At 64.2% G+C, this 22,650-nt stretch carries 19 protein-coding genes; 13 read left to right on the top strand and 6 right to left on the bottom strand.

All coding sequences use genetic code 11. From position 1 onward, the window contains the following. Positions 1-65: 65 nt before the first annotated feature. On the bottom strand, positions 66-602 hold the full coding sequence (locus QQ992_RS03165) for an NUDIX hydrolase (RefSeq protein WP_119368717.1): 537 nt from the start codon (positions 600-602) through the stop codon (positions 66-68). 2 nt (positions 603-604) lie between these two features. Continuing rightward, a complete protein-coding gene (locus tag QQ992_RS03160; RefSeq protein ID WP_286112197.1) occupies positions 605-1,672 on the bottom strand; it encodes a DUF2333 family protein in 1,068 nt (355 codons plus the stop codon). A 248-nt stretch (positions 1,673-1,920) separates the two neighbouring features. On the opposite strand from QQ992_RS03160, the gene QQ992_RS03155 reads away from it, so the two are divergent. The 6 genes from QQ992_RS03155 to accC all read left to right on the top strand — a co-directional run bounded on the left by QQ992_RS03155 (position 1,921) and on the right by accC (position 10,059). Then, positions 1,921-3,279 (top strand): diguanylate cyclase, encoded by a 1,359-nt coding sequence (locus QQ992_RS03155; protein WP_286112196.1) that lies wholly within the window; start codon positions 1,921-1,923, stop codon positions 3,277-3,279. 130 nt (positions 3,280-3,409) lie between these two features. Next, positions 3,410-5,371 (top strand): methyl-accepting chemotaxis protein, encoded by a 1,962-nt coding sequence (locus QQ992_RS03150; RefSeq protein ID WP_286112195.1) that lies wholly within the window; start codon positions 3,410-3,412, stop codon positions 5,369-5,371. A 337-nt stretch (positions 5,372-5,708) separates the two neighbouring features. Then, positions 5,709-7,481, top strand: a complete 1,773-nt coding sequence (locus QQ992_RS03145) for a protein-disulfide reductase DsbD (protein ID WP_286112194.1) — start codon at positions 5,709-5,711, stop codon at positions 7,479-7,481. A 179-nt stretch (positions 7,482-7,660) separates the two neighbouring features. Then, positions 7,661-8,116 (top strand): type II 3-dehydroquinate dehydratase, encoded by a 456-nt coding sequence (aroQ, locus tag QQ992_RS03140; protein ID WP_003255330.1) that lies wholly within the window; start codon positions 7,661-7,663, stop codon positions 8,114-8,116. A gap of 99 nt (positions 8,117-8,215) precedes the next feature. Beyond that, positions 8,216-8,686, top strand: a complete 471-nt coding sequence (gene accB, locus QQ992_RS03135) for an acetyl-CoA carboxylase biotin carboxyl carrier protein (RefSeq protein WP_286112193.1) — start codon at positions 8,216-8,218, stop codon at positions 8,684-8,686. 17 nt (positions 8,687-8,703) lie between these two features. Then, positions 8,704-10,059: an acetyl-CoA carboxylase biotin carboxylase subunit gene (gene accC, locus QQ992_RS03130; protein WP_105948276.1), complete on the top strand. Its 1,356-nt coding sequence runs from the start codon at positions 8,704-8,706 to the stop codon at positions 10,057-10,059. A 70-nt stretch (positions 10,060-10,129) separates the two neighbouring features. Here accC and QQ992_RS03125 read toward each other — a convergent pair whose 3' ends face one another. Continuing rightward, positions 10,130-11,983: a sigma-54-dependent Fis family transcriptional regulator gene (locus tag QQ992_RS03125; RefSeq protein WP_286112192.1), complete on the bottom strand. Its 1,854-nt coding sequence runs from the start codon at positions 11,981-11,983 to the stop codon at positions 10,130-10,132. 283 nt (positions 11,984-12,266) lie between these two features. On the opposite strand from QQ992_RS03125, the gene QQ992_RS03120 reads away from it, so the two are divergent. The 7 genes from QQ992_RS03120 (at position 12,267) to QQ992_RS03090 (ending at position 20,234) form a co-directional block, all read left to right on the top strand. After that, positions 12,267-13,322 carry an ATP-NAD kinase family protein gene (locus tag QQ992_RS03120; protein WP_286112191.1) on the top strand — a complete coding sequence of 352 codons (1,056 nt, stop codon included), beginning with the start codon at positions 12,267-12,269 and terminating at the stop codon, positions 13,320-13,322. Between the two features lie 22 nt (positions 13,323-13,344). Next, positions 13,345-14,322, top strand: a complete 978-nt coding sequence (locus QQ992_RS03115; protein ID WP_016715388.1) for a thiamine pyrophosphate-dependent dehydrogenase E1 component subunit alpha — start codon at positions 13,345-13,347, stop codon at positions 14,320-14,322. Between the two features lie 33 nt (positions 14,323-14,355). Beyond that, the gene (locus QQ992_RS03110) at positions 14,356-15,378 is read left to right on the top strand and encodes an alpha-ketoacid dehydrogenase subunit beta (protein WP_013970705.1); all 1,023 of its coding nucleotides are present in this window, start codon (positions 14,356-14,358) and stop codon (positions 15,376-15,378) included. Next, complete coding sequence (locus QQ992_RS03105) at positions 15,375-16,481, top strand: acetoin dehydrogenase dihydrolipoyllysine-residue acetyltransferase subunit (protein WP_286112190.1); 1,107 nt, start codon at positions 15,375-15,377, stop codon at positions 16,479-16,481. Before QQ992_RS03110 ends, QQ992_RS03105 begins: the two co-directional genes overlap by 4 nt. Positions 16,482-16,534: 53 nt before the next feature. Next, on the top strand, positions 16,535-17,599 hold the full coding sequence (locus QQ992_RS03100) for a 2,3-butanediol dehydrogenase (RefSeq protein WP_223625067.1): 1,065 nt from the start codon (positions 16,535-16,537) through the stop codon (positions 17,597-17,599). A 229-nt stretch (positions 17,600-17,828) separates the two neighbouring features. Then, complete coding sequence (locus tag QQ992_RS03095) at positions 17,829-19,562, top strand: C13 family peptidase (RefSeq protein WP_286112189.1); 1,734 nt, start codon at positions 17,829-17,831, stop codon at positions 19,560-19,562. Between the two features lie 27 nt (positions 19,563-19,589). Next, positions 19,590-20,234, top strand: coding sequence for an oxidoreductase (locus QQ992_RS03090; RefSeq protein ID WP_105948270.1), 645 nt, complete (start codon positions 19,590-19,592; stop codon positions 20,232-20,234). A gap of 109 nt (positions 20,235-20,343) precedes the next feature. Here the strand turns inward: QQ992_RS03090 and QQ992_RS03085 are convergent, their stop codons facing one another. The 3 genes from QQ992_RS03085 to mpl are packed head-to-tail and all read right to left on the bottom strand — an operon-like array spanning position 20,344 to position 22,603. Further along, positions 20,344-20,631, bottom strand: coding sequence for a YceK/YidQ family lipoprotein (locus QQ992_RS03085; RefSeq protein WP_016715384.1), 288 nt, complete (start codon positions 20,629-20,631; stop codon positions 20,344-20,346). Beyond that, the gene (gene ubiX / locus QQ992_RS03080) at positions 20,628-21,257 is read right to left on the bottom strand and encodes a flavin prenyltransferase UbiX (RefSeq protein ID WP_013970698.1); all 630 of its coding nucleotides are present in this window, start codon (positions 21,255-21,257) and stop codon (positions 20,628-20,630) included. The genes QQ992_RS03085 and ubiX overlap by 4 nt, the downstream gene beginning before the upstream one ends. After that, complete coding sequence (gene mpl / locus QQ992_RS03075; protein ID WP_104833529.1) at positions 21,254-22,603, bottom strand: UDP-N-acetylmuramate:L-alanyl-gamma-D-glutamyl-meso-diaminopimelate ligase; 1,350 nt, start codon at positions 22,601-22,603, stop codon at positions 21,254-21,256. Before mpl ends, ubiX begins: the two co-directional genes overlap by 4 nt. Positions 22,604-22,650 lie beyond the last annotated feature (47 nt).

Genomic DNA, 22,650 nt, shown 5'->3' with positions numbered 1-22,650 from the left:
GATTGCGGCATTTTGCGAATGTTTTGCGACCATCCGGCCAATGGGGCTGCTTTTCAGCCCCAACTTTACTTCAGGCTGGCCTTGTAGCGCTGTAGCGCCGCCAAGGAGTCCGGGCAGTAAGGCTTCGTCAGGCTTTCCTCTTCAGCCAACTCAAGGCTGACAAAGCGCGCCTCGATCACCTCTTCCGGCTGCAAGCGCAACGGCGCATCCGACACCGCTGAATACACCGCACACCACAACCGGTTGTCGGGCTGGTCAAAATAGAACCGCTCGTGAAACCGCAGTTCCACCCCTTCAATCCCCAACTCCTCGGCCAGCTCACGCGCCGCCGATTCGGCATAACCCTCACCGGCTGTCACCATGCCGCCCGCCGCCACATCCCAGTACCCCGGGTACAGCGCTTTGCTCAAGGTCCGCCGGTGCACGCACAACTCACCGGCGCTGTTGAACAGCAGAATGAACGTGCAACGCCCGATCAAACCCCGCTCGCGCAGTTCAGCACGCGGCAACGCCCCCAGCACCTGGTCGGCTTCGTCCACCCAGGTGACCTGTTCGCGGTCGGAAGCCGCCCGGTGGGCGGCCTCGTTTGGGCTGATGGCCATTATCAACCCTGCGACAGCAGCTGACGCAGGTCGATGACCGCAGCGTTAGCCCGGGAAATGTAGTTGGCCATGACCAGCGAGTGGTTGGCCCACATGCCGAAGCCACTGCCGTTGAGCACCATCGGGCTCCACAGCGGCTCTTGCGAGGCTTCCAGCTCACGAATGATCTGACGCACGCTGACCGTGGCGTTCTTCTTCGCCAGCACGTCGGCAAAGTCCACCTCGATGGCGCGCAGCAGGTGCGACAGCGCCCAGGCCTGGCCACGGGCTTCGTAGAACACGTTGTCGATCTGCAGCCATGGGGTTTCCACCAGCTCTTCGTCCACCTGCGGCGCCTGGCCGGCAACCACCGACTCGGTCTTCAGCGTGGTGTTCAGCTTCACCCGGCCAACGCTGGCCGACAGGCGCTGCGACAGCGAGCCCAGGCGGGTAGCCACGTCACCCAGCCAGTTGTTCAGGTTGTCGGCACGGGTGTAGAAGATCGCGCCCTTGTCGCCGGCAGCCAGACGGGTCTGGTAGCGGGCCAGCGACTTGATGCCCTCTTCGAACTCCGACTCGCTCGATGGCAGGATCCAGCTCTTGTTGTCAAAGTTGAAGCGCGGCTCGGCCTTGGCCAGGTCGGCGTCCTCGGTGGACTGCGACTGCGAACGGGCAAAGTCCTTGCGCAGGGCGCGGGACAGGTCGCGTACCTGGACCAGCACGCCGTATTCCCAGCTCGGCATGTTGTCCATCCACAGCCCGGGCGGGAAGCGGTCGTTGGAAATGTAGCCGCCCGGCTTGTTCAGCAGGGTGCCGGCCACGGTCTTGAGGGTTTCGAGGGTGGTATAACCCACCACCATCTGCTGGCCGGTGCGCTCGGCAGCGGCCTGGGCATTCTGCTGCACCGGGAACAGCGCAGGCTCCTGGCTCCAGTACCAGCCCAGGCCGATACACACCAGCAGGTACAACCCGATCAGGGTCCCCAGGGCACGGCTCCAAAGGCCGCCAAGGTAGCTACGGGCAGCAGCGCCGCGGCCATCGACACGCTCGCGGGGCTCGGCTTTGGCCTCGCGGTTTTTCCAGTCCAGCATGGCTTTGTCCTTAATCAGTCACGACGGTTCAGGGGCTTGGACCACAGGCCTGCGCCAGGGTGCCACGGCAAGCCCGTGTGGCAGCACTATAAAGCAGACACCACCGTACGCATAAGCGACCAATCGGTCAGCAACTGAATATTCGTTCTGGCCGCTTTGTTGATGCAGGGCACTCACGTATTCGGAAAGAGCTGCTAGCATAGAGCCATCATTGCCCCTGCACACCCCAACCTATAAGTAGCCAGGACATGAGCAAAGCAGTCGAGCCGAGCCCGCAGTGCCCCGCCCAACAGCTGACGCGTAGCGGCCTGCGCAAGGATGATCCGCTCGACCAGGTGCTGCTGCCGCCCCTGCGCAAGCCGGTGTACATCCTGCTGCAGGACCACGAGCGTGCCCAGCGCCTGGCCCAGCAGCTGGAATTCTTCGGCCTGGTGGTGCAAGCGCTGCCCAGCGCTGTGGCGCTCTGCGCCTCGATCAGCGAATACTCACCCTCGGCCATCATCATGGACGTCGACTTCACCGGCGCCGGCCAAGGCTTGCTGCTGGCCGCCCAGGTGCAGCAGGCGCTGGCGCAACCTGTTCCGCTGCTGTTCTTCAGCCACCACGAAGCCGACACCCCGACCCGCCTGGCCGCCGTGCGCGCGGGTGGCCAGGATTTTCTCACCGGCAGCCTGGAGGCTTCCAGCCTGCTGGAAAAAGTCGAACTGCTGACCCACATCACCCAGCAAGACCCGCTGCGCGTGCTGATCATCGACGACTCACGCACCCAGGCCCTGTACACCGAGCGCGTGCTGGCCGGTGCCGGTATGGTAACCCGCAGCCTGACCGACCCGATCCGTACCATGGCGGAGCTTGCCGACTTCCAGCCCGACCTGATCATTCTCGACCTGTACATGCCAGCCTGTACCGGCCCGGAGCTGGCCAAGGTGATTCGCCACAGCGACCGCTACGTGAGCGTGCCGATCATCTACCTGTCTGCCGAAGACGACCTGGACAAACAGCTGGACGCCATGAGCGAAGGCGGTGATGACTTCCTGACCAAACCGTTTCGCTCACGCCACCTGATCACCACCGTGCGCAACCGCGCCGCCCGTGCCCGGCACCTGAAGGCGCGCATGGTGCGCGACAGCCTGACCGGGCTGTACAACCACACCCACATCCTGCAACTGCTGGAAGACTGCAGCTTCCGCGCCCGCCGTGAACAGCAACCGTTGAGCTTTGCCATGCTCGACATCGACCATTTCAAGAAGATCAACGACCGCCATGGCCACCCCATGGGCGACCGGGTGATCAAGAGCCTGGCCCTGTTTCTCAAGCAGCGTTTGCGCAAGACCGACTTCATCGGTCGCTACGGCGGCGAGGAGTTCGCCATTGTCATGCCCAACACCGCGTTGGACGCAGCACACAAGGTGCTGGACGAAATCCGCCGGCGCTTTGCCGAGATTCTCTACCCGGCGCAACCCCGGGATTTGCAGTGCACGTTCAGTGCAGGGGTGGTGCAGCTGGATGACGGGCTCGATGCGCTGACCATGGCCAGTGCGGCGGACGAGGCGCTGTACCGGGCCAAGCATGCCGGGCGCAACTGTGTAGTGCGTGTAGAACCCTGAGCAGTTTCACCAGTACAGGCACTGTGCCACTTTTTTCTGACGCCAGCCCCTTGTCGTCATCACCCGGTCACAAAATCGCAATAACTTCAGGCGCCTACCTCTACCCCCCCTGCGCAGGAAGTTCGCGGCTATGCGCCTGAAGTGGCTGACCAATTTCAACACCCTGTTGCTGGTGACCGTGTGCCTCGCCTTGGGCGCCACCTTGTGGTGGTCGCAGCGCGCCCTCGAGCGCCCCTACCAGATGATGGAGCGCTACCTGGGCCTGTCCCAGCAGTTTCAGAACCTGGCGGCACGCAACATCCAGGCGTACCTGGCCAACGGCGACGCCCTGCGCCATGCCGCCGCCATGGAGGCCAACCAGCAGCTGCAGGCCGCCCTGGCCGACTGGCCCGTTGAGCTGGCCGACACATTACGCCCAAGCCTGGACAGCCTGCAGGCCTTCACCGCCAATGAGCTGCTGGCCGCTGGCAAACTGGCCGGCGACCCACAAGCCCTGCTGCTGCAGGCCGAGCGGGAGCTGGGAGCCAACGTCGAACAACTGGCCGGCTACGCTCGCGACAGCGGCAACGCCGATGCCAACCGCTACCTGTTGCCATTGCTCGATGCCACTGTGCACCTGAGCCGCCTTTCGCTGGCCCGGGACAAACTGGTCAACAGCGGCCGCCCGGAGCTTGCCGACGAGGTGGAACGCGAGCTGCAACTGATCCGCGCCCAGGCTCAAGCCATCGATGCCTTGCCCTTGCTTGGCGTAACCCGCGCCGCCGAGTCCGGTGCCGACGACTTCGCCGCGATGATGGGCCTTGAGACCCAGGCCAATGCCCAGCAGGAAGACATCGCGGTTGGCCTGAAGCGTGAACTGCAAAGCCTGCTGAGCCGCTACCCGGCTGAATTGCAGCGTACCCGCGAACAGATCGAACGCCGCGGCGCCCTGGCCGCCAGCACTAATCAACGCCTGGAGGCCGTGCAGCTAGCCATCGCAGTATTGGAACCCGAAGTGCGTGGCCAGCATGCGAAAATTGCCGCCGAGGTGCGCATCATCCAGGGTTTGATGATTGGCTTGATCCTGCTGATCGCCTTGTTGATCGACACCCTGCAGCGCCGGCTGACGCGCACCCTCACCGGCCTGGCACCCGCCCTGTCGCGGTGGGCCGAGGGCGACTTCGCGCAGCCAATCGGCCTGGGCAAGACCAACCGCGAACTGCACGATATCCAGGAGTCGCTCAACCGCCTGCGCCAGTACCTGGTGGAACTGGTCGGCACCATCCGCCACAACGCCGAGCAAGTGGCGGGCAGCAGCCACGCGCTGGCCGGCATGAGCGCTGCCCTGCACGACGGTGCCGAACGCCAGGCCGGCGACACCGGACAGATCCGCGATGCCTTGGGCGAACTGGAGGCGACCATCCAGCAAGTAGCAGGTGATGCCAGCGCTGCCGCCGATGCCAGCCGCGATGCCGGGCGTGCAGTGGAACAGGGCCAGGCGGTGATTGGCCAAAGCTTGTCGGGCTTGCGTGAGCTGGTTGATGAAGTGCAAGGCAACGCCCGCATGATCGAACAACTGGCGGAAGAGTCGGCCACCATCGGCGGGGTGCTGACGGTGATCCGCTCGATTGCCGAGCAAACCAACCTGCTGGCGCTGAACGCCGCCATCGAAGCGGCGCGTGCGGGTGAGATGGGCCGTGGTTTTGCCGTGGTAGCCGACGAAGTGCGCTCGCTGGCGCAACGCACCACGGGGGCTACCGGCGAGATTCAGGCCCTGATCGACCGCCTGCAGCAAGCCGCGAGAAGTTCGGTGGCGGGCATGCGTGCGCAGCTTGAGCATGCCGAGGCCACAGCCAACCAGGCCCAAGCGGCGGATGGCGCGCTGGACGAGATTGTCTGTGCCATTCGCACCATCTCGGATACCGCCGTGCGGATTGCCGATGTCACGGCGCAGCAGAGCGGCGCGGTGAGTGAGATTCGCGACCACAGCGAACGGATTCATGAGTTGGGTGAGGACAACCTTCAGCGCATTGGCGAGGGGCGTGAGCAAGGGGAGCAGTTGCTGAGCCTGGGCGGTGAGCTGAACCGGGCGGTGGGGGCTTTCAGGGTTTGATCTGAGCCTTTCAGCGCCTGTGGGATCGAGCTCCGCCCGCGCGGCGCATCGCGAGCAAGCTCGCTCCTACATTTGTTTCGGGCCAATTATTCCTGTGAGATTTGCGCGCGAACGCCTTACGCATGTCTCGATATCGCGGCGTACAAACAAGGCGGTCGCGCGCGTTGGGGCAGGCGATACTGGCCCGAAACAAATGTAGGAGCGAGCTTGCTCGCGATGCGCCGCGCGGGCGGCGCTCGGTCTCAAAGGCGCTGAAAATGTCATGGCTAGCACTGCTGGCCCCATCCCCCACCAACTCCGCTATCATGCCCGGCACGTTCCACCTCGCGAGTCCGCCATGCGCCGCCTGTTTTTCCTGCTGTTCCTGCTGCTGGCCAGCCCTGCCTTCGCCACGGGCCTGCTCGACAACCGCCCCAGCGCCACCCTCGGGGCCGCTTCGCTGTCCAATAACGCCGACTTCCTGCCGGTGCATGAAGCCTTCAAGCTCAGCCTGATCCAGGCCGATGCGCACACCCTCAAGCTGCGCTTCGTCGCCACCGAGGGCTACTACCTTTACCGCCACCGCTTCCAGTTCCGCACCGAGCCGGCCGACATTGCCCTGGGTACGCCCAACATCCCCAAGGGCGAGGCCAAGCACGATGAATTCTTCGGCGACGTCGAGGTGTACCACGGCGTGGTCGACATCGAACTGCCGCGCACCGACCCGCGCGCCTTCACCCTGCTTGTGGGCTACCAAGGCTGCGCCGACAAGGGCCTGTGCTACCCACCGGAAACCGAGCGCCTGAGCATCGATGGCGAAAGCGGCGCAAATACGCCGGGTGCTGCCGAACATGCCTGGAACTGGAAATCACTGCTGCTGTTCTTCCTTGCCGGGGTCGGCCTGACCTTCACCCCGTGCGTGCTGCCGATGCTGCCGATCCTGTCTGGCGTGGTGCTGCGTGGCCAGGTCGGCGGCCTGCGGGGGCTGGCACTATCGCTGGCCTACGTGCTGCCGATGGCGGCCAGCTTCGCCGTACTCGGCGCGCTGATGGGCCTGTTCGGTGCCGGCCTTAACCTGCAGGCCCGTCTGCAATCGGCCTGGGTGCTGGTGCCGTTCGCGCTGTTCTTCGTGGTGTTCGCCCTGGCCATGTTCGGCCTGTTCGAACTCAAGCTGCCGCAGGCCCTGAGCAACCGCCTGAACAACGTCGCCAACCACACCCGGGGTGGCTCGCTGCTCGGCGCGGCCGTGCTCGGCGTGCTTTCCAGCCTGCTGGTTTCGCCGTGCGTGTCCGCCCCCTTGGCCGGTGCCCTGCTGTACATCAGCGCCAGCGGGGATGCCGTGGGCGGCGCGCTCAAGCTGTTTGCCCTGGGCCTCGGCATGGGCGCGCCATTGCTGTTGGTAGCCACCGGTGGCGCAGCCTGGCTGCCAAAAAGCGGCCCTTGGATGAATACCGTGAAAAACGCCATCGGTGTCCTGCTGCTGGGGCTGGCCATCGGCTTGCTCAGCCGCGTGCTGCCGGGCCCGGTAACCTTGCTGCTGGTCGGTTTCCTCGCCGCTGGCGTGGCGCTGTTCCTCGGCGCCCTGGAGTTCGTCGTAAAAAGCGCACGCCAGCGCCTGGCCCAACTGCTGGGCCTGGGCTTGCTGGTCTACGCCCTGGCGTGCTGGTATGGCGCGCTGAGTGGCCAAGGCGACCCGCTGCGCCCGCTGCCGGTTGCAACACTGGCGGCCAGCAGCAACAGCACGGCGGCAAAGGCGGATGCCTGGCAAACCATCACCACCCCCGCTGCACTGGACGCGGCTCTGGCCCAGGCCAAGGCGGCCGGCCAGCCCGTGCTGCTGGACTGGTACGCCGACTGGTGCATCAGCTGCAAGGTGATCGAGCATGAAGTGCTGAACGCGCCTCAGGTGCAAACGCAGCTGACCGGCTTCAAGTTGCTGCGTTTCGACATCACCGAGAGCAATGCCGAGCAACGCACGCTGCTCGACCGCTATCAGCTGTTCGGCCCCCCCGCCTTGCTCTTCTTTGCCGCGAACGGCAGCGAAATGACCGCCGATCGGGTGATTGGCGAGATAAACGCCGGTGAATTTGCGCAAATTCTGACACGCGTGCGCGGCAAAGTCGGTCTATAACTTCCCCCGTGCCGGGAAAAATCCTGAAATAGGTGACCAGATTTAATTATTTGGTCACATACTTCGCGCGAATCTCGGACATCGTGCTGGCTACTGCCGGGAACTGGACACCTGCCGTCGCTTTGCGGCACACTCGCCGCGCTGTGTCGAATTGCCCTACAAATCCAAGGAATCCGCAGATGGCAACGCTACTGGTGCTCCACGGCCCCAACCTCAACCTGCTCGGCACCCGCGAGCCAGGCCACTACGGCGCCGTGACCCTGGCCCAGATCAACCAGGACCTGGAGCAACGTGCCCGCGCCGCAGGCCACCATTTGCAATACCTGCAGAGCAATGCCGAGTACGAACTGATCGATCGTATTCACGCCGCACGCAACGAGGGTGTGGACTTCATCCTGATCAATCCGGCTGCTTTCACCCACACAAGCGTCGCATTACGTGACGCATTGCTTGCAGTGAGCATCCCATTCATCGAAGTGCACCTGTCCAACGTGCACAAACGCGAACCGTTCCGCCACCACTCCTACTTTTCCGATGTTGCCGTAGGAGTGATCTGCGGCCTGGGCGCCAGCGGTTATCGCCTGGCCCTGGAGTCCGCGCTGGAACAACTGGCTGCCAACGCACAGCCCAAATGATGAAAACCCTGGCCTCAGTGGGCCAGGGTTCTAGAGAAACGTTCAGTTACGTTTTTTTGTATTTCGCCCCCTGACCGAACCTTTGGGAGTTGATGATTAATGGATATCCGTAAAGTCAAGAAACTGATCGAGCTGCTGGAAGAGTCTGGCATCGACGAACTGGAGATCAAGGAAGGCGAAGAGTCGGTCCGTATCAGCCGTCACAGCAAAACCCCGGCTGCCCAACAGTTCTACGCACCAGCACCGATGGCTGCCGCACCTGTTGCTGCTCCGGTCGCCGCTGCCGCTGCCGCTGCCCCGGCTGCCGAAGCTGGCGCTGCTGCACCAGCCCTGAAAGGCACCGTAATCCGCTCGCCAATGGTCGGTACCTTCTACCGCAAGCCTTCGCCAACCTCGCCAAACTTCGCTGAAGTGGGCCAGACCGTGAAGAAAGGCGACACCCTGTGCATCGTCGAAGCCATGAAGATGATGAACCACATCGAAGCCGATGTTGGCGGTGTCATCGACGCCATCCTGGTAGAAGACGGCCAGCCGGTTGAGTTCGACCAGCCGCTGTTCACCGTCGTTTGAATCGCGGAGAGCCAACGATGTCTGGGAAGCTCGAAAAAGTCCTGATCGCCAACCGCGGGGAAATTGCCCTGCGGATCCTGCGTGCCTGCAAAGAGCTGGGCATCAAAACCGTCGCTGTGCACTCCACCGCCGACCGTGAACTGATGCACCTGGGCCTGGCAGACGAGTCGGTCTGCATCGGTCCTGCATCGTCCAAGGATTCCTACCTGCATATCCCGGCAATCATCGCTGCCGCCGAAGTCACCGGCGCCACCGCGATTCACCCGGGCTACGGCTTCCTGGCAGAAAACGCCGACTTCGCCGAGCAGGTTGAAAAATCCGGTTTCGCCTTCATCGGCCCGAAAGCCGACACCATTCGCCTGATGGGCGACAAGGTTTCGGCCAAGGACGCGATGATCAAGTCGGGCGTACCGACCGTACCGGGCTCCGATGGCCCGCTGCCGGAAGACGAAGAAGTCGCCCTGGCGATTGCCCGTGACGTCGGCTACCCGGTGATCATCAAGGCCGCCGGTGGTGGTGGTGGTCGCGGCATGCGCGTGGTGCACAAGGAAGAGGACCTGATTGCCTCGGCCAAGCTCACCCGTACCGAAGCCGGTGCAGCCTTCGGCAACCCGATGGTGTACCTGGAGAAGTTCCTGACCAACCCACGCCACGTGGAAGTGCAGGTACTGTCCGACGGCCAGGGCAACGCCATTCACCTGGGCGACCGTGACTGCTCGCTGCAGCGCCGTCACCAGAAGGTACTGGAAGAAGCACCAGCCCCGGGCATCGACGAGAAAGCCCGTCAGGAAGTGTTCAAGCGCTGCGTCGATGCGTGCATCGAGATCGGCTACCGTGGTGCAGGTACGTTCGAGTTCCTGTACGAAAACGGCCGCTTCTACTTCATCGAGATGAACACCCGCGTGCAGGTTGAGCACCCGGTGTCCGAGATGGTGACCGGTATCGACATCGTCAAGGAGATGCTGAGCATCGCCGCTGGCAACAAGCTGTCGTTCCGCCAGGAAGACGTGGTGATTCGTGGCCACTCGCTGGAATGCCGTATCAACGCCGAAGACCCGAAGAAGTTCATCCCGAGCCCAGGCAAGGTGAAGCACTTCCACGCACCAGGCGGCAACGGCGTACGCGTCGATTCGCACCTGTACAGCGGTTATTCGGTTCCGCCGAACTACGACTCGCTGATCGGCAAGCTGATCACCTACGGCAAGGACCGCGACGAAGCCATGGCGCGCATGCGCAATGCCCTGGACGAGATCGTCGTCGACGGCATCAAGACCAACATCCCGCTGCACCGCGACCTGGTGCGTGATGAAGGTTTCTGCAAAGGCGGCGTCAACATTCATTACCTCGAACACAAGCTGGCCAACGAGCAGTGATCGAGTAGTGTGATGTACAAAAACCCCGGCCTTGCGCCGGGGTTTTTTATGCCTGCCAGGGCCTGAAGGCTTACCCCTTCATGCGTGGCATTTCGATGCGGTGCTCATGCACCCGCCGATACAGCGTCGCCCGCGATATCCCCAATGCCCGCGCCGCATCGGCCGGTTTCCAGCGATGGCGAATCAGTGCATCCAGCAACAACTGCCGGGCCGGGCAAGACACGCTGCTTTCAGGCGAAGACACCGCTTCACCGCGCACCTCTTGCGGCAAGTCCTGCAATTGCACCTGCCCGCCTTCACTCACCGCGCAGGCATAGCGCAACACCTGCCGCAGCTGGCGCAAGTTTCCCGGCCAACGGTAAACCAGCAATGCTTGCAGCGCATCATCTGCCAACACCACCTCGACAGCACATGCATCGGCCTCCTCGGCCAGCAGTTGATGAATCAACCCCAACCGATCCTCACGCTCCCGCAGCGGCGGCAGCTCGAAGCGGGCATTGGCCAGGCGGAAGTACAGGTCTTCACGAAAACGCCCGTCCTCAACCATCGTGGCCAGGTCGCGATGGGTGGCGCAGATCACCTGGATGTCCACACGCTCACGCCGCGCGGCGCCCAACGGCGCCACTTCACCCTCGGCCAGCACCCGTAACAAGCGCGTTTGCAGGTTCAGCGGCATGTCGCCGATTTCATCGAGGAACAGCGTGCCGCCATCGGCCTGCTGCAACAGCCCTTGCATGCCTTTGCTGGAAGCCCCAGTAAAGGCCCCGGCCACGTAACCGAACAGCTCGCTCTCGATCAGGCTTTCCGGAATGGCCGCACAGTTCAGCGTGACGAACGGGCCATCCCGGCGCTGGCTTTGCTGGTGCAGTTGGCGGGCGAACACTTCTTTGCCAGCCCCGGTCTCCCCTTGCACCAGTACCGCCAGATTGCAGTCCTTGACCCGCGTGGCCAAGCGCAGGTGCTGTTCGATGCGTGCGTCCTGGGCCTGGCGCAACGGCTGCGCGCGCTGGCGTTGCCGTGGTGCGCTGACCCGACCATACAGCCCCCCCAGACCCGGCAGGCGCTGGGCCGACGACGCGCTCACCCGGCGTAGCTGGTCGATGTCGAACAGCTCACCGATATGCTCGGGCAAGCGCCCCAGGCGCTCCACCAGCCGTTGCCGCGCCAGGCTGTTGATCGCCTGCAGGCGGCCATCGGCATCCCAGGCCAGCAGGTAGTCCGGCTGGCTTTCCACATAACCTGGCGTGCCGTGGGCGCGCATCACCCAGTGGCCCTGGGCACTGTGCATGAAAAAGGCGTTTTCGATCTCGCGGGCGGTCTGCTCCACCAGTTGGCGGATCAGATGCTGGCTACGGCGGTCATCTGGCGACTGCAAGGCTGACACATCCACCACGCCCAACAATTCGCCCAGCGGGTCGAATACCGGCGCCGCCGTGCAAGTCAGGCCGATGAACGCTGCGCGAAAGTGGTCCCGCTTGTGCACGGTGACCGGGGCCTTGGCGGTCAACACCGCCGCCACGCCGCAGGTACCCTCCTCACCTTCCGACCAGCAGGTGCCCAGGTACAGCCCGGCCTTGCGGCAGTCGTTGCGGATGGCCGACTCGACCCGGTAATCGATGGTGCGCCCCTGGGCATCGGTCAGCAGTACGCAGTAGTCAGCACCGCGTACCCGCTCGTGCAGGCGTGCCACAGCATCGCTGGCGATGCGCAGGAACAGCTCGGCGCGTTCGCGGCACTCGTTGAGCAGGCTTTGAGAAAGGATACGCGGCCCCTGCTGGGACCCGGGGTCGAGGCGGTGCAGCTCCATGGAACGGCGCCAGGAGTCGAGGATCAGCGGTGGCACCGGCGCCTGTGGCAGGCGGTCGGCATTCTTCAACACCCTGCTGACGCAGTCGACATGGGCTCGGGAGTTCGCGGCAAGCATTCAGGCCCTCCGGTTCTCGTTGCTGTTTTTATCGTTGTCCGGCCATTAAGCGCCTCTGGGCATGCCCCGACAAGCACTGTGTGATTACCGGCTGGCTTGAGACGCCGCGTCTCAGCGTCTCGGCAATGCCGGCCTGGCGCTGGCACCCGGCGTCTCGCCAGCCCCGTGGCACAGGCATGCCAGAACGCAATCAAAGCCCTCTATCCCGGCCACTTCAGCCAAATAAAAGAAAGCTGGCACCGCGCTTGCTCCTGCCTTGGCAAACAAAAATACGAGGTGCGCCATGCCGCGACCCGCCCCGATTGTCGGGATCATTGCCAACCCTGCCTCTGGCCGCGACCTGCGCCGCCTGACCGCCAACGCCGGGCTCTATTCCAGCACCGACAAGGCCTCGGCCATCCAGCGCCTGCTGGCGGCCTTCGGTGCCACCGGCATCGGCCAAGTGCTGCTGCCCAGCGACATGACCGGCATCGCCGCTGCCGTGCTCAAGGCCAGCCAGGGCCCGGGCGCCCGTGACCAGCACTGGCCTGCCCTCGAAATACTCGACCTGCCGCTGACCCAGACCGTTGCCGACACCCGCCTGGCCACCCGGTGCATGGTCGAGCGCGGCGTGGCGATGATCGCCGTACTCGGTGGCGATGGCACCCACAAGGCGGTCGCTGCCGAGGCCGGTGACGTACCGCTGCTGACGTTGTCCACCGGCACCAACAATGCGTTCCCCGAACTGCGCGAAGCCACCAGCGCTGGCCTTGCCGGTGGCCTGTTCGCCAGCGGCCTGGTGCCCGCCAGCATCGGCCTGCGCCGTAACAAGCGCCTGCTGGTAAAAGTGCCCGAGCAACAGCTGGCCGAATGGGCCTTGGTCGAAGTGGCCGTGTCGCCACAGCGCTTCATCGGCGCCCGTGCGCTCAGCCGCAGCGAGGACCTGTGCGAAGTCTTCGCCTGCTTTGCCGAACCCCATGCCATCGGCCTGTCGGCCCTGTGCGGCCTGTGGTGCCCAGTGTCACGCCAAGACCCACACGGCGCCTGGGTGCGCCTGAACCCCGGCGCCGAACAAGCATTGCTCGCGCCGCTGGCCCCCGGCCTGCTGCAAGCCTGCGGCATCACCGCCAGCGGCCCGCTGACACCTGGCGTTGCCCATCACCTGAGCCTGACCAGCGGTACCCTGGCCCTGGACGGCGAACGCGAGATCGAATTCGCCGAGCACGACACCCCCACCATCACCCTCGACCACCAAGGCCCGCTAAGCGTGGATGTCGAGGCCGTACTGGCGCATGCCGCCCGCCACCACCTGCTGGCCGTCCCGCGCGGCCACCGGCTGCACCCTGCATCCCCGCGTTGAGACAACCCTGGAGAACAACAAGATGTCCAATCAACTGAGTACCGAACAACTGCTGCATGCCTATGAAGTGATGCGCACCATCCGTGCCTTCGAAGAGCGCCTGCATGTGGAATTCGCCACCGGCGAGATCCCAGGCTTCGTCCACCTGTACGCTGGCGAAGAGGCCTCGGCCGCCGGGGTCATGGCCCACTTGCGCGACAGTGACTGCATTGCCTCGACCCACCGTGGTCATGGCCACTGCATCGCCAAGGGCGTGGACGTGTACGGCATGATGGCCGAGATCTACGGCAAGAAGACCGGCGTATGTGGCGGCAAGGGCGGCTCGATGCACATTGCCGACCTGGAGAAAGGCATGCTCGGCGCCAACGGCATCGTCGGCGCTGGCGCCCCGCTGGTAGCCGGGGCAGCGCTGGCCGCCAAGATCAAAGGCCGTGACGATGTATCGGTGGCCTTCTTCGGCGATGGCGCCTCCAACGAAGGTGCGGTGTTCGAGGCCATGAACATGGCGTCGATCATGAACCTGCCCTGCATCTTCGTGGCCGAGAACAACGGCTACGCCGAAGCCACCGCCTCCAATTGGTCCGTTGCCTGTGACCATATTGCCGACCGCGCCGCCGGTTTCGGCATGCCGGGTGTCACCATCGACGGCTTCGACTTCTTTGCGGTGTACGAGGCCGCTGGCGCAGCCATCGAACGCGCACGCTCCGGGCAAGGCCCGTCGCTGATCGAGGTCAAGCTCAGCCGCTACTACGGCCACTTCGAAGGCGATGCACAAACCTACCGCGCCCCGGATGAAGTGAAGAACCTGCGCGAATCCCGCGATTGCCTGATGCAGTTCCGCAACAAGACCACCCGTGCCGGCCTGCTCACTGCCGAGCAACTGGACGCCATCGACGCCCGCATCGAAGACCTGATCGAGGACGCCGTACGCCGCGCCAAGTCCGATCCCAAGCCGCAGCCCGCCGATCTGCTCACCGACGTCTACGTCGCCTACCCCTGAGCCGCGGATTACAAGAACAACAGGAGAACCACCATGGCAAGAAAGATCAGCTACCAGCAGGCCATCAACGAAGCCCTGGCCCAGGAAATGCGCCGCGACAACACCGTGTTCATCATTGGCGAAGACGTGGCCGGCGGTGCCGGCGCCCCCGGCGAGGATGACGCCTGGGGTGGCGTGCTGGGCGTGACCAAAGGCCTGTACCACCAGTTTCCCGGCCGCGTGCTGGACGCGCCGCTGTCGGAAATCGGCTATGTCGGCGCCGCCGTCGGTGCCGCCACCCAGGGCCTGCGCCCGGTGTGCGAGCTGATGTTCGTCGACTTCGCCGGCTGCTGCCTGGACCAGATCCTCAACCAGGCCGCCAAGTTCCGCTACATGTTCGGCGGCAAGGCAGTCACCCCGCTGGTGATGCGCACCATGTATGGCGCCGGCCTGCGTGCGGCGGCCCAGCACTCGCAGATGCTCACCTCGCTGTGGACGCACATCCCGGGCCTGAAAGTGGTGTGCCCATCCTCGCCTTACGATGCCAAAGGCCTGTTGATCCAGGCGATCCGCGACAACGACCCGGTGATCTTCTGCGAGCACAAGCTGCTGTACAGCATGCAGGGCGAGGTGCCGGAAGAGGTGTACACCGTGCCGTTCGGCGAGGCCAACTTCCTGCGCGATGGTGACGATGTGACCCTGGTCACTTACGGGCGCATGGTGCATGTGGCGCTGGAGGCTGCCAACAACCTGGCCCGCCAGGGCATCGACTGCGAAGTGCTGGACCTGCGTACCACCAGCCCGCTGGACGAAGACAGCATTCTGGAAAGCGTGGAAAAAACCGGCCGCCTGGTAGTGATCGACGAAGCCAACCCACGTTGCTCCATGGCCACCGACATCAGCGCGCTGGTGGCGCAGAAGGCCTTCGGCGCGCTCAAGGGCCCGATCGAAATGGTCACCGCACCGCACACGCCGGTGCCGTTCTCCGATGCCCTGGAAGACCTGTACATCCCTGACGCGGCGAAGATCGAGGCTGCCGTGCGCAAGGTGATCGAAGCTGCAAGGAGTGCCGCATGAGCCAGATCCATACCCTGACCATGCCCAAGTGGGGCCTTTCGATGACCGAGGGCCGGGTGGACGCCTGGCTCAAGCAGGAAGGCGACGAAATCAACAAGGGCGACGAGGTGCTGGACGTCGAGACCGACAAGATCAGCAGCAGCGTCGAAGCCCCGTTCAGTGGTGTACTGCGCCGCCAGGTGGCCAAACCGGATGAAACCCTGCCGGTCGGCGCACTGCTGGCAGTGGTGGTGGAAGGCGAAGCCGAGGAATCCGAAATTGATGCGGTGGTACAGCGCTTCCAGGCCGAGTTCGTCGCCGAAGGGGGCGCCGATCAGGCCCAAGGGCCAGCCCCGCAGAAGGCTGAAGTGGGCGGCCGCCTGTTGCGCTGGTTCGAACTGGGCGAAGGCGGTAAGCCGCTGGTACTGGTGCACGGCTTTGGCGGCGACCTCAACAACTGGCTGTTCAACCACCCGGCGCTGGCCGCCGAGCGCCGCGTGATCGCCCTCGACCTGCCGGGCCACGGCGAGTCGGCCAAGGCCCTGCAACGAGGCGACCTGGATGAACTGAGCGAAACCGTGCTGGCCCTGCTCGACCACCTGGACATCGCCAAGGCCCACCTGGCCGGACACTCCATGGGTGGCGCGGTCAGCCTGAACGTGGCGCGCCTGGCGCCGCAGCGGGTGGCCAGCCTGAGCCTGATCGCCAGTGCCGGCCTGGGTGAGGCAATCAATGGGCAGTACCTGCAAGGCTTTGTTGCCGCCGCGAACCGCAACGCCCTCAAACCGCAGATGGTGCAGCTGTTCGCCGACCCGGCACTGGTCACCCGGCAGATGCTGGAAGACATGCTCAAGTTCAAGCGCCTGGAAGGTGTCGATGACGCCTTGCGCCAGCTGGCAATCGCCATTGCCGACGGTGACAGGCAGCGCCACGACCTGCGCGGCGTGCTGGGGCAGCATCCGGCACTGGTGGTGTGGGGTGGCAAGGACGCGATTATCCCGGCCAGCCACGCAGAGGGCCTGGAGGCCGAAGTGCTGGTGCTGCCAGAGGCCGGGCATATGGTGCAGATGGAGGCGGCCGAGCAGGTCAACCAGCAGGTGCTCGCATTCCTGCGCAAGCACTAAGCCCTTTCCCGTGAGCCTGGAGAACAACAATGAATGACCTGAGCCACACCCACATGCGCGCTGCCGTCTGGCATGGCCGTAATGATATTCGCGTCGAACAGGTACCCCTGCCAGCCGACCCTGCACCCGGCTGGGTGCAGATCAAGGTGGACTGGTGCGGTATCTGCGGCTCCGACCTGCACGAATACGTCGCCGGCCCGGTGTTCATCCCGGTGGAGGCACCGCACCCGCTGACCGGCATCCAGGGCCAGTGCATCCTCGGCCACGAATTCTGCGGCCAGATCGCCAAGCTTGGCGAAGGCGTGGAGGGTTTTGCGGTAGGTGACCCGGTGGCAGCGGACGCCTGCCAGCATTGTGGTACTTGCTATTACTGCACCCACGGCCTGTACAACATCTGCGAACGCCTGGCGTTCACCGGCCTGATGAACAATGGCGCCTTTGCCGAGTTGGTCAACGTACCCGCCAACCTGCTGTACCGCTTGCCGCAAGGCTTCCCGCCAGAGGCCGGGGCACTGATCGAACCGCTGGCGGTGGGGATGCACGCGGTGAAAAAGGCCGGCAGCCTGCTTGGGCAAACCGTCGTGGTGGTGGGTGCCGGCACCATCGGCCTGTGCACCATCATGTGCGCCAAGGCTGCGGGCGCGGCACAAGTGATTGCGCTGGAAATGTCCTCGGCGCGCAAGGCCAAGGCCAAAGAGGTTGGCGCCAACGTGGTGCTGGACCCCAGCCAGTGCGACGCGCTGGCGGAAATCCGCGCACTGACCGCCGGGCTGGGGGCCGATGTGAGCTTTGAATGCATCGGCAACAAGCACACGGCCAAGCTGGCCATCGACACCATCCGCAAGGCGGGTAAGTGCGTGCTGGTGGGCATTTTTGAAGAGCCTAGCGAGTTCAACTTCTTCGAATTGGTATCCACCGAGAAGCAGGTACTGGGAGCGTTGGCGTACAACGGCGAGTTTGCCGATGTGATTGCCTTCATTGCGGATGGCAGGCTGGATATTCGCCCGCTGGTGACCGGCCGGATCGGGTTGGAGCAGATTGTCGAACTGGGCTTCGAGGAGCTGGTGAACAACAAAGAGGAGAACGTGAAGATCATCGTTTCGCCTGGCGTGCGCTGATTAAACCCTCAAAGGCTGCGCAGATCCTGTAGGAGCGGCCTTGTGTCGCGAAAGGGGTGCGAAGCGCCCCCAGGATCTGTGCATCACAGGTAATATTGCCGGGGCCGCGTTGCGGCCCTTTCGCGACACAAGGCCGCTCCTACACCAGGTGATGCGCCAGCATCTGCCCTCGCTGTCTCAGGATCCCATTCTGCGTCATACTCGGCAGACCTATTGCCCGGTCCTCGCCATGCGTCCACTGCTCCCCATTACCTTGGTCTTGCTGCTCGCCGCCTGTGGCGATGGCGAATCGCTGCTTCCGCCGGACGCGCGCCTGCCTGACGGGGGGCGTTACCGGGGTCAGGTGGTCGATGGCCTGCTGCAGGGCGAGGGCCGTATCGACTACCCCAACGGCAGCTGGTACGCCGGCGGCTTCAAGGACGGCCAGTGGCACGGCCAGGGAGAATGGCACGGCCAGAACGGCGAGGTGTACCGTGGCCAGTTCGCCGGGGGGCTGTTCGAGGGACTGGGCGACCTGACCACGCCGGGCAGCCACTATGCCGGCACCTTCAAGCATGGCCGCCGCGATGGCGAAGGCACGCTCAAGCAAGCCGACCAGACCTACCGTGGCCAGTTCAAGGACGACCTCTACGAAGGCGCGGGCGAACTGGAACTGGCCGACGGCAGCCGCTACCAGGGCCTGTTCGCCAAGGGCAAACCCAACGGCGCCGGCGTACGCAGCGATGCCAGCGGCAACCAGTTCAGTGGCCGCTTCGTCAACGGCGAGCTGCAAGGCAGCGGCACCTATGACAGCGTTGACGGTGAGCAGTACATCGGCGAGTTCAAGGACAATCGCCTGGAAGGTCGCGGCCGTTACGAAAACGCCGATGGCGATGTGTGGATTGGCGAATTCAAGGATGGCTCATTGATCGGCGAAGGCGAACTGCTGGGCAGCGATGGCAGCCATTACAAAGGCGAGTTCGCCGACTGGCGCCTGTCGGGCCAGGGCAGCCTGCAACTGGCCGACGGCAGCAAGTACATCGGCGGCTTCCTGAACGATGCCTACCACGGGCATGGGCGATTGATCCTGGCCAGCGGCAAGGTCGAAAGCGGCGTCTGGGTCAATGGCGTGCGGGTACGCGACCAGAAAGGCCAGTTGCTGCCCGATCCACTGGACCTGGCCCTGCTCAATCAGGGCCGCCTGCTGGACGAGGCGCTGGCCCGTGTCCCGCGCTCAGCCCCATCGATCCAGCTGTACAGCCTGGTGGTGGCCGGCGATGGCCAGCAGAGCGTGTTCCTGCGCGAAGCCGACTATGTCAGCAACATGCTCAAGGTACGCTTTGGCGCCCGTGGCCAGGTGACCTTGGTCAACCACCGCGACCACATGGCCACCCGTCCCATGGCCACTCGCGAAAACCTTACCCGTGCCGCCCGCACCCTGGCCGAGCGCAGCGGCCCTGAAGACCTGGTGTTCATCTACCTTACCAGCCATGGCAGCCAGGACCATCAACTGGTGCTCGACCAGCCGCGCCTGCAGTTGGCTGACCTTTCCGCCGACGAACTGGCCACTGCCCTGGCGCCGCTCAAGGATCGAGACAAGGTAATCGTCATCTCGGCCTGCTATTCAGGGGGCTACATCGCCCCGCTCAAGGATGAGCGCACGCTGATCATGACGGCGGCCCGGGCCGACCGCGTGTCTTTCGGTTGCTCGGAAGAAGCCGACTTCACCTACTTTGGCGATGCCCTGTTCGCCGAAGCGCTGAACCAGACCGACGACCTCAAACAGGCATTTGAACTGGCACGTACCAGCGTTGCCGAAAGAGAACAAAGGGAAGGCTTCGAGGCCTCCGAGCCGCAGCTGTGGGCGCCGCCCGCCGTGCTCGAGCACTGGCAGCAGCTGCGCCGGCAACAAGCCGAAGAAGCGTTGCGTAACGCCACACAGGCCAGCGCGGGGCGACAAGCAGAAACGCCCGGCAACCACTAGACTTGTGTGTAACAAGGGAGAGACATCATGTATTTGACGCCTCAGCATGTCCTGCTTGCCGGTGCCACGGGTCTGACAGGTGAACACCTGCTCGACCGCCTGCTCAACGAGCCCACCATCACCCGCGTACTGGCGCCCACTCGCCGGCCGCTGGCCGAGCATCCGCACCTGGAAAACCCGGTGGGCGACCCGGCGGTATTCCTTCCTCAGTTGGCCGGGCGGGTCGATATCGCCTATTGCTGCCTGGGCACCACGCTGAAGCAGGCCGGCTCCGAATCGGCGTTCCGTGCGGTGGACCTGGACATGGTGGTGGCGTTCAGCAAACGTGCCCGGGAAATGGGTGCGCGGCATCTGTTGGTGGTCAGCGCGCTGGGTGCCGACCCGAAATCGTCGATTTTCTACAACCGGGTCAAAGGTGAGATGGAAGAGGCGCTGAAGGCTCAGGACTGGCCGCAGTTGACGATCGTGCGGCCGTCGTTGCTGCTGGGCGAACGCATTCAGCCACGCCTCAGTGAGCAGTTGGTTTCGCCGTTTTCCAGGCTGATACCGGGTAAATACCGGGGGATCGAGGCTTGCACCCTGGCGCGGGCACTTTGGCGGCTGGCGTTAGAGGAAGAGGACGGGATACGGGTTGTGGAGTCGGATGAGTTGCGCAGGTTGGGTAAAAAATAGGCGTTACCTGTGATGGCCCTATCGCCGGCAAGCCAGCTCCCACAGGTACTGCGCTAAGCTTGAGGGCAGTGCATATCCTGTGGGAGCTGGCTTGCCGGCGATAGGGCCATCACAGGCCACCGGTGGCCTGGAAGCCTACACCGGCCGCTGTCAGCAAAGACAACGGTAGCAACAGGGTATCGAGCAACATGCTCCCCGGCAGGTCAAGCCCAGGGTATGCCGGTGCATCCGCCCCGTAATGATCACGCGGGCAACAGCCGCCGTTAATCACATACAAATCCAGCCGGGTACCGGCATACACCACCGGCGCCCCGGGCTTGGCGGCATCCAGCGTGCGCACCGTGGCGCAGCCCCCTAGCATCACCAGCGCCAGCACCCCCACCAACGCTCGCTTCAATCATCCACCCCAAAGTGGTGCTCACCCCAACGCGGCAACATGTCCTGGGGAATGTTCAGCAGGTTGAGAATACGCGCGACGACAAAGTCGACCAGGTCGTCGATGGTCTGCGGCTGATGGTAGAAGCCGGGTGCCGCCGGCAGGATGACTGCACCCATTTGCGACAGCTTGAGCATGTTTTCCAGGTGGATGGTGGAAAACGGCGCTTCGCGTGGCACCAGGATCAGTTGCCGACGTTCCTTGAGGGTAACGTCGGCAGCGCGCTCGATCAGGTTGTTGCAGGCACCGGTGGCAATAGCCGACAAGGTGCCGGTGGAACAAGGCACCACCACCATCGCCGCCGGGGCACCGGAGCCGGAGGCCACCGGCGACATCCAGTCTTCCTTGCCGTACACACGGATCTGCCCATCGGCGGCGCCGGTGTATTCGGTAAGGAAGGCCTGCATCGCCTGGGGCTTGGCCGGCAGCACCACGTCGGTCTCGGTGGCCATCACCAGTTGCGCGGCCTTGGAGATCAGGAAGTGCACTTCGCGGTCTTCGCGCACCAGGCAATCGAGCAGGCGCAGGCCATACTGGGCGCCCGAGGCGCCCGTCATGGCCAGGGTGATGCGTTCCGGCCCGCTCACTTCAGCGCCTCGGCCAGTTTGCCGTGCAGGCCGCCGAAGCCGCCGTTGCTCATGATCACCACATGAGTACCCGGGCGGGCCTGGCCTTTGACCCGCTCGATGATCGCGTCAAGGCTGTCGGCTACTACGCTTGGGACCTTGCACTGCGCGGCGGTGGCCGCCAGGTCCCAGCCGAGGTTGGCCGGGGCGTACCAGATAACCTGATCGGCGTCGTTGACGCTCTCTGGCAAACCGTCACGGTGGGCGCCCAGCTTCATCGAGTTGGAGCGTGGTTCGATCACGGCAATCACCGGGGCCTCGCCAACACGCTTGCGCAGACCATCGAGGGTGGTGGCGATGGCGGTCGGGTGGTGGGCGAAATCATCGTAGATGGTCACGCCCTGCACTTCGGCCACCTTTTCCATGCGCCGTTTTACGCTCTTGAACGCGCTGAGGCCTTCGATGCCCATGGCCGGGACCACGCCAACATGGCGGGCCGCGGCCAGGGTGGCCAGCGCGTTGGCAACGTTGTGCTGGCCCGTCAGTGCCCAGTCCACCACGCCTTGCGCTTCGCCTTCGAACAACACTTCGAAACGCGAGCCGTCTGGGCTGAGCAGGCGCGCCTGCCACTGGCCACCAACGCCTGTGGTCTGCACCGGGGTCCAGCAGCCCATGCCGATCACCCGCTCCAGCGCTTGCTCGGTGGTAGGGTGAATCACCAGGCCTTCGCTCGGGATGGTGCGTACCAGGTGGTGGAACTGCCGCTCGATCGAGGCCAGGTCCGGGAAGATGTCCGCGTGGTCGAACTCAAGGTTATTGAGGATCGCGGTACGCGGGTGGTAATGCACGAACTTCGAGCGCTTGTCGAAGAAGGCGCTGTCGTACTCGTCGGCTTCGACGACGAAGAACGGCGTGTCGCCCAGGCGGGCCGATACCGAGAAATTCTGCGGCACACCGCCAATCAGGAAGCCCGGGCTCATGCCGGCGTGCTCCAGCACCCAGGCCAGCATGCTGCTGGTGGTGGTCTTGCCGTGGGTACCGGCAACGGCCAGCACCCAGCGGCCTTGCAGCACATGGTCAGCCAGCCACTGCGGGCCGGAAACATAGGGCAGGCCCTTGTTCAGCACGTATTCCACTGCCGGGTTGCCGCGTGACATGGCGTTGCCGATGACCACCAGGTCGGGTGCCGGGTCCAGCTGGGCCGGGTCATAGCCTTGGGTCAGTTCGATGCCCTGAGCTTCGAGCTGGGTGCTCATCGGGGGATAGACGTTGGCGTCCGAGCCGGTGACGCGATGGCCAAGTTCCTTGGCCAGCACCGCCAGCGAGCCCATGAAAGTGCCGCAAATACCGAGAATGTGAATATGCATGGTCGACCTCGCAAAACATCGAGGCAGGGTAGCCCAGGGCGCGACAA

It is taken from the genome of Pseudomonas kurunegalensis (assembly GCF_030291635.1).
Classification (GTDB): domain Bacteria; phylum Pseudomonadota; class Gammaproteobacteria; order Pseudomonadales; family Pseudomonadaceae; genus Aquipseudomonas; species Aquipseudomonas monteilii.
Note: the sequence above shows the minus strand (reverse complement) of the source record. Positions and strands in the feature narration are given on the sequence as shown.

What these genes read in the sequence shown, in the direction of transcription:
- QQ992_RS03165 (WP_119368717.1), bottom strand. Translation starts at nt 602, where the DNA reads ATGGCCATCAGCCCAAACGAGGCCGCCCACCGGGCGGCTTCCGACCGC.
- QQ992_RS03160 (WP_286112197.1), bottom strand. Translation starts at nt 1,672, where the DNA reads ATGCTGGACTGGAAAAACCGCGAGGCCAAAGCCGAGCCCCGCGAGCGT.
- QQ992_RS03155 (WP_286112196.1), top strand. Translation starts at nt 1,921, where the DNA reads ATGAGCAAAGCAGTCGAGCCGAGCCCGCAGTGCCCCGCCCAACAGCTG.
- QQ992_RS03150 (WP_286112195.1), top strand. Translation starts at nt 3,410, where the DNA reads ATGCGCCTGAAGTGGCTGACCAATTTCAACACCCTGTTGCTGGTGACC.
- QQ992_RS03145 (WP_286112194.1), top strand. Translation starts at nt 5,709, where the DNA reads ATGCGCCGCCTGTTTTTCCTGCTGTTCCTGCTGCTGGCCAGCCCTGCC.
- aroQ (WP_003255330.1), top strand. Translation starts at nt 7,661, where the DNA reads ATGGCAACGCTACTGGTGCTCCACGGCCCCAACCTCAACCTGCTCGGC.
- accB (WP_286112193.1), top strand. Translation starts at nt 8,216, where the DNA reads ATGGATATCCGTAAAGTCAAGAAACTGATCGAGCTGCTGGAAGAGTCT.
- accC (WP_105948276.1), top strand. Translation starts at nt 8,704, where the DNA reads ATGTCTGGGAAGCTCGAAAAAGTCCTGATCGCCAACCGCGGGGAAATT.
- QQ992_RS03125 (WP_286112192.1), bottom strand. Translation starts at nt 11,983, where the DNA reads ATGCTTGCCGCGAACTCCCGAGCCCATGTCGACTGCGTCAGCAGGGTG.
- QQ992_RS03120 (WP_286112191.1), top strand. Translation starts at nt 12,267, where the DNA reads ATGCCGCGACCCGCCCCGATTGTCGGGATCATTGCCAACCCTGCCTCT.
- QQ992_RS03115 (WP_016715388.1), top strand. Translation starts at nt 13,345, where the DNA reads ATGTCCAATCAACTGAGTACCGAACAACTGCTGCATGCCTATGAAGTG.
- QQ992_RS03110 (WP_013970705.1), top strand. Translation starts at nt 14,356, where the DNA reads ATGGCAAGAAAGATCAGCTACCAGCAGGCCATCAACGAAGCCCTGGCC.
- QQ992_RS03105 (WP_286112190.1), top strand. Translation starts at nt 15,375, where the DNA reads ATGAGCCAGATCCATACCCTGACCATGCCCAAGTGGGGCCTTTCGATG.
- QQ992_RS03100 (WP_223625067.1), top strand. Translation starts at nt 16,535, where the DNA reads ATGCGCGCTGCCGTCTGGCATGGCCGTAATGATATTCGCGTCGAACAG.
- QQ992_RS03095 (WP_286112189.1), top strand. Translation starts at nt 17,829, where the DNA reads ATGCGTCCACTGCTCCCCATTACCTTGGTCTTGCTGCTCGCCGCCTGT.
- QQ992_RS03090 (WP_105948270.1), top strand. Translation starts at nt 19,590, where the DNA reads ATGTATTTGACGCCTCAGCATGTCCTGCTTGCCGGTGCCACGGGTCTG.
- mpl (WP_104833529.1), bottom strand. Translation starts at nt 22,603, where the DNA reads ATGCATATTCACATTCTCGGTATTTGCGGCACTTTCATGGGCTCGCTG.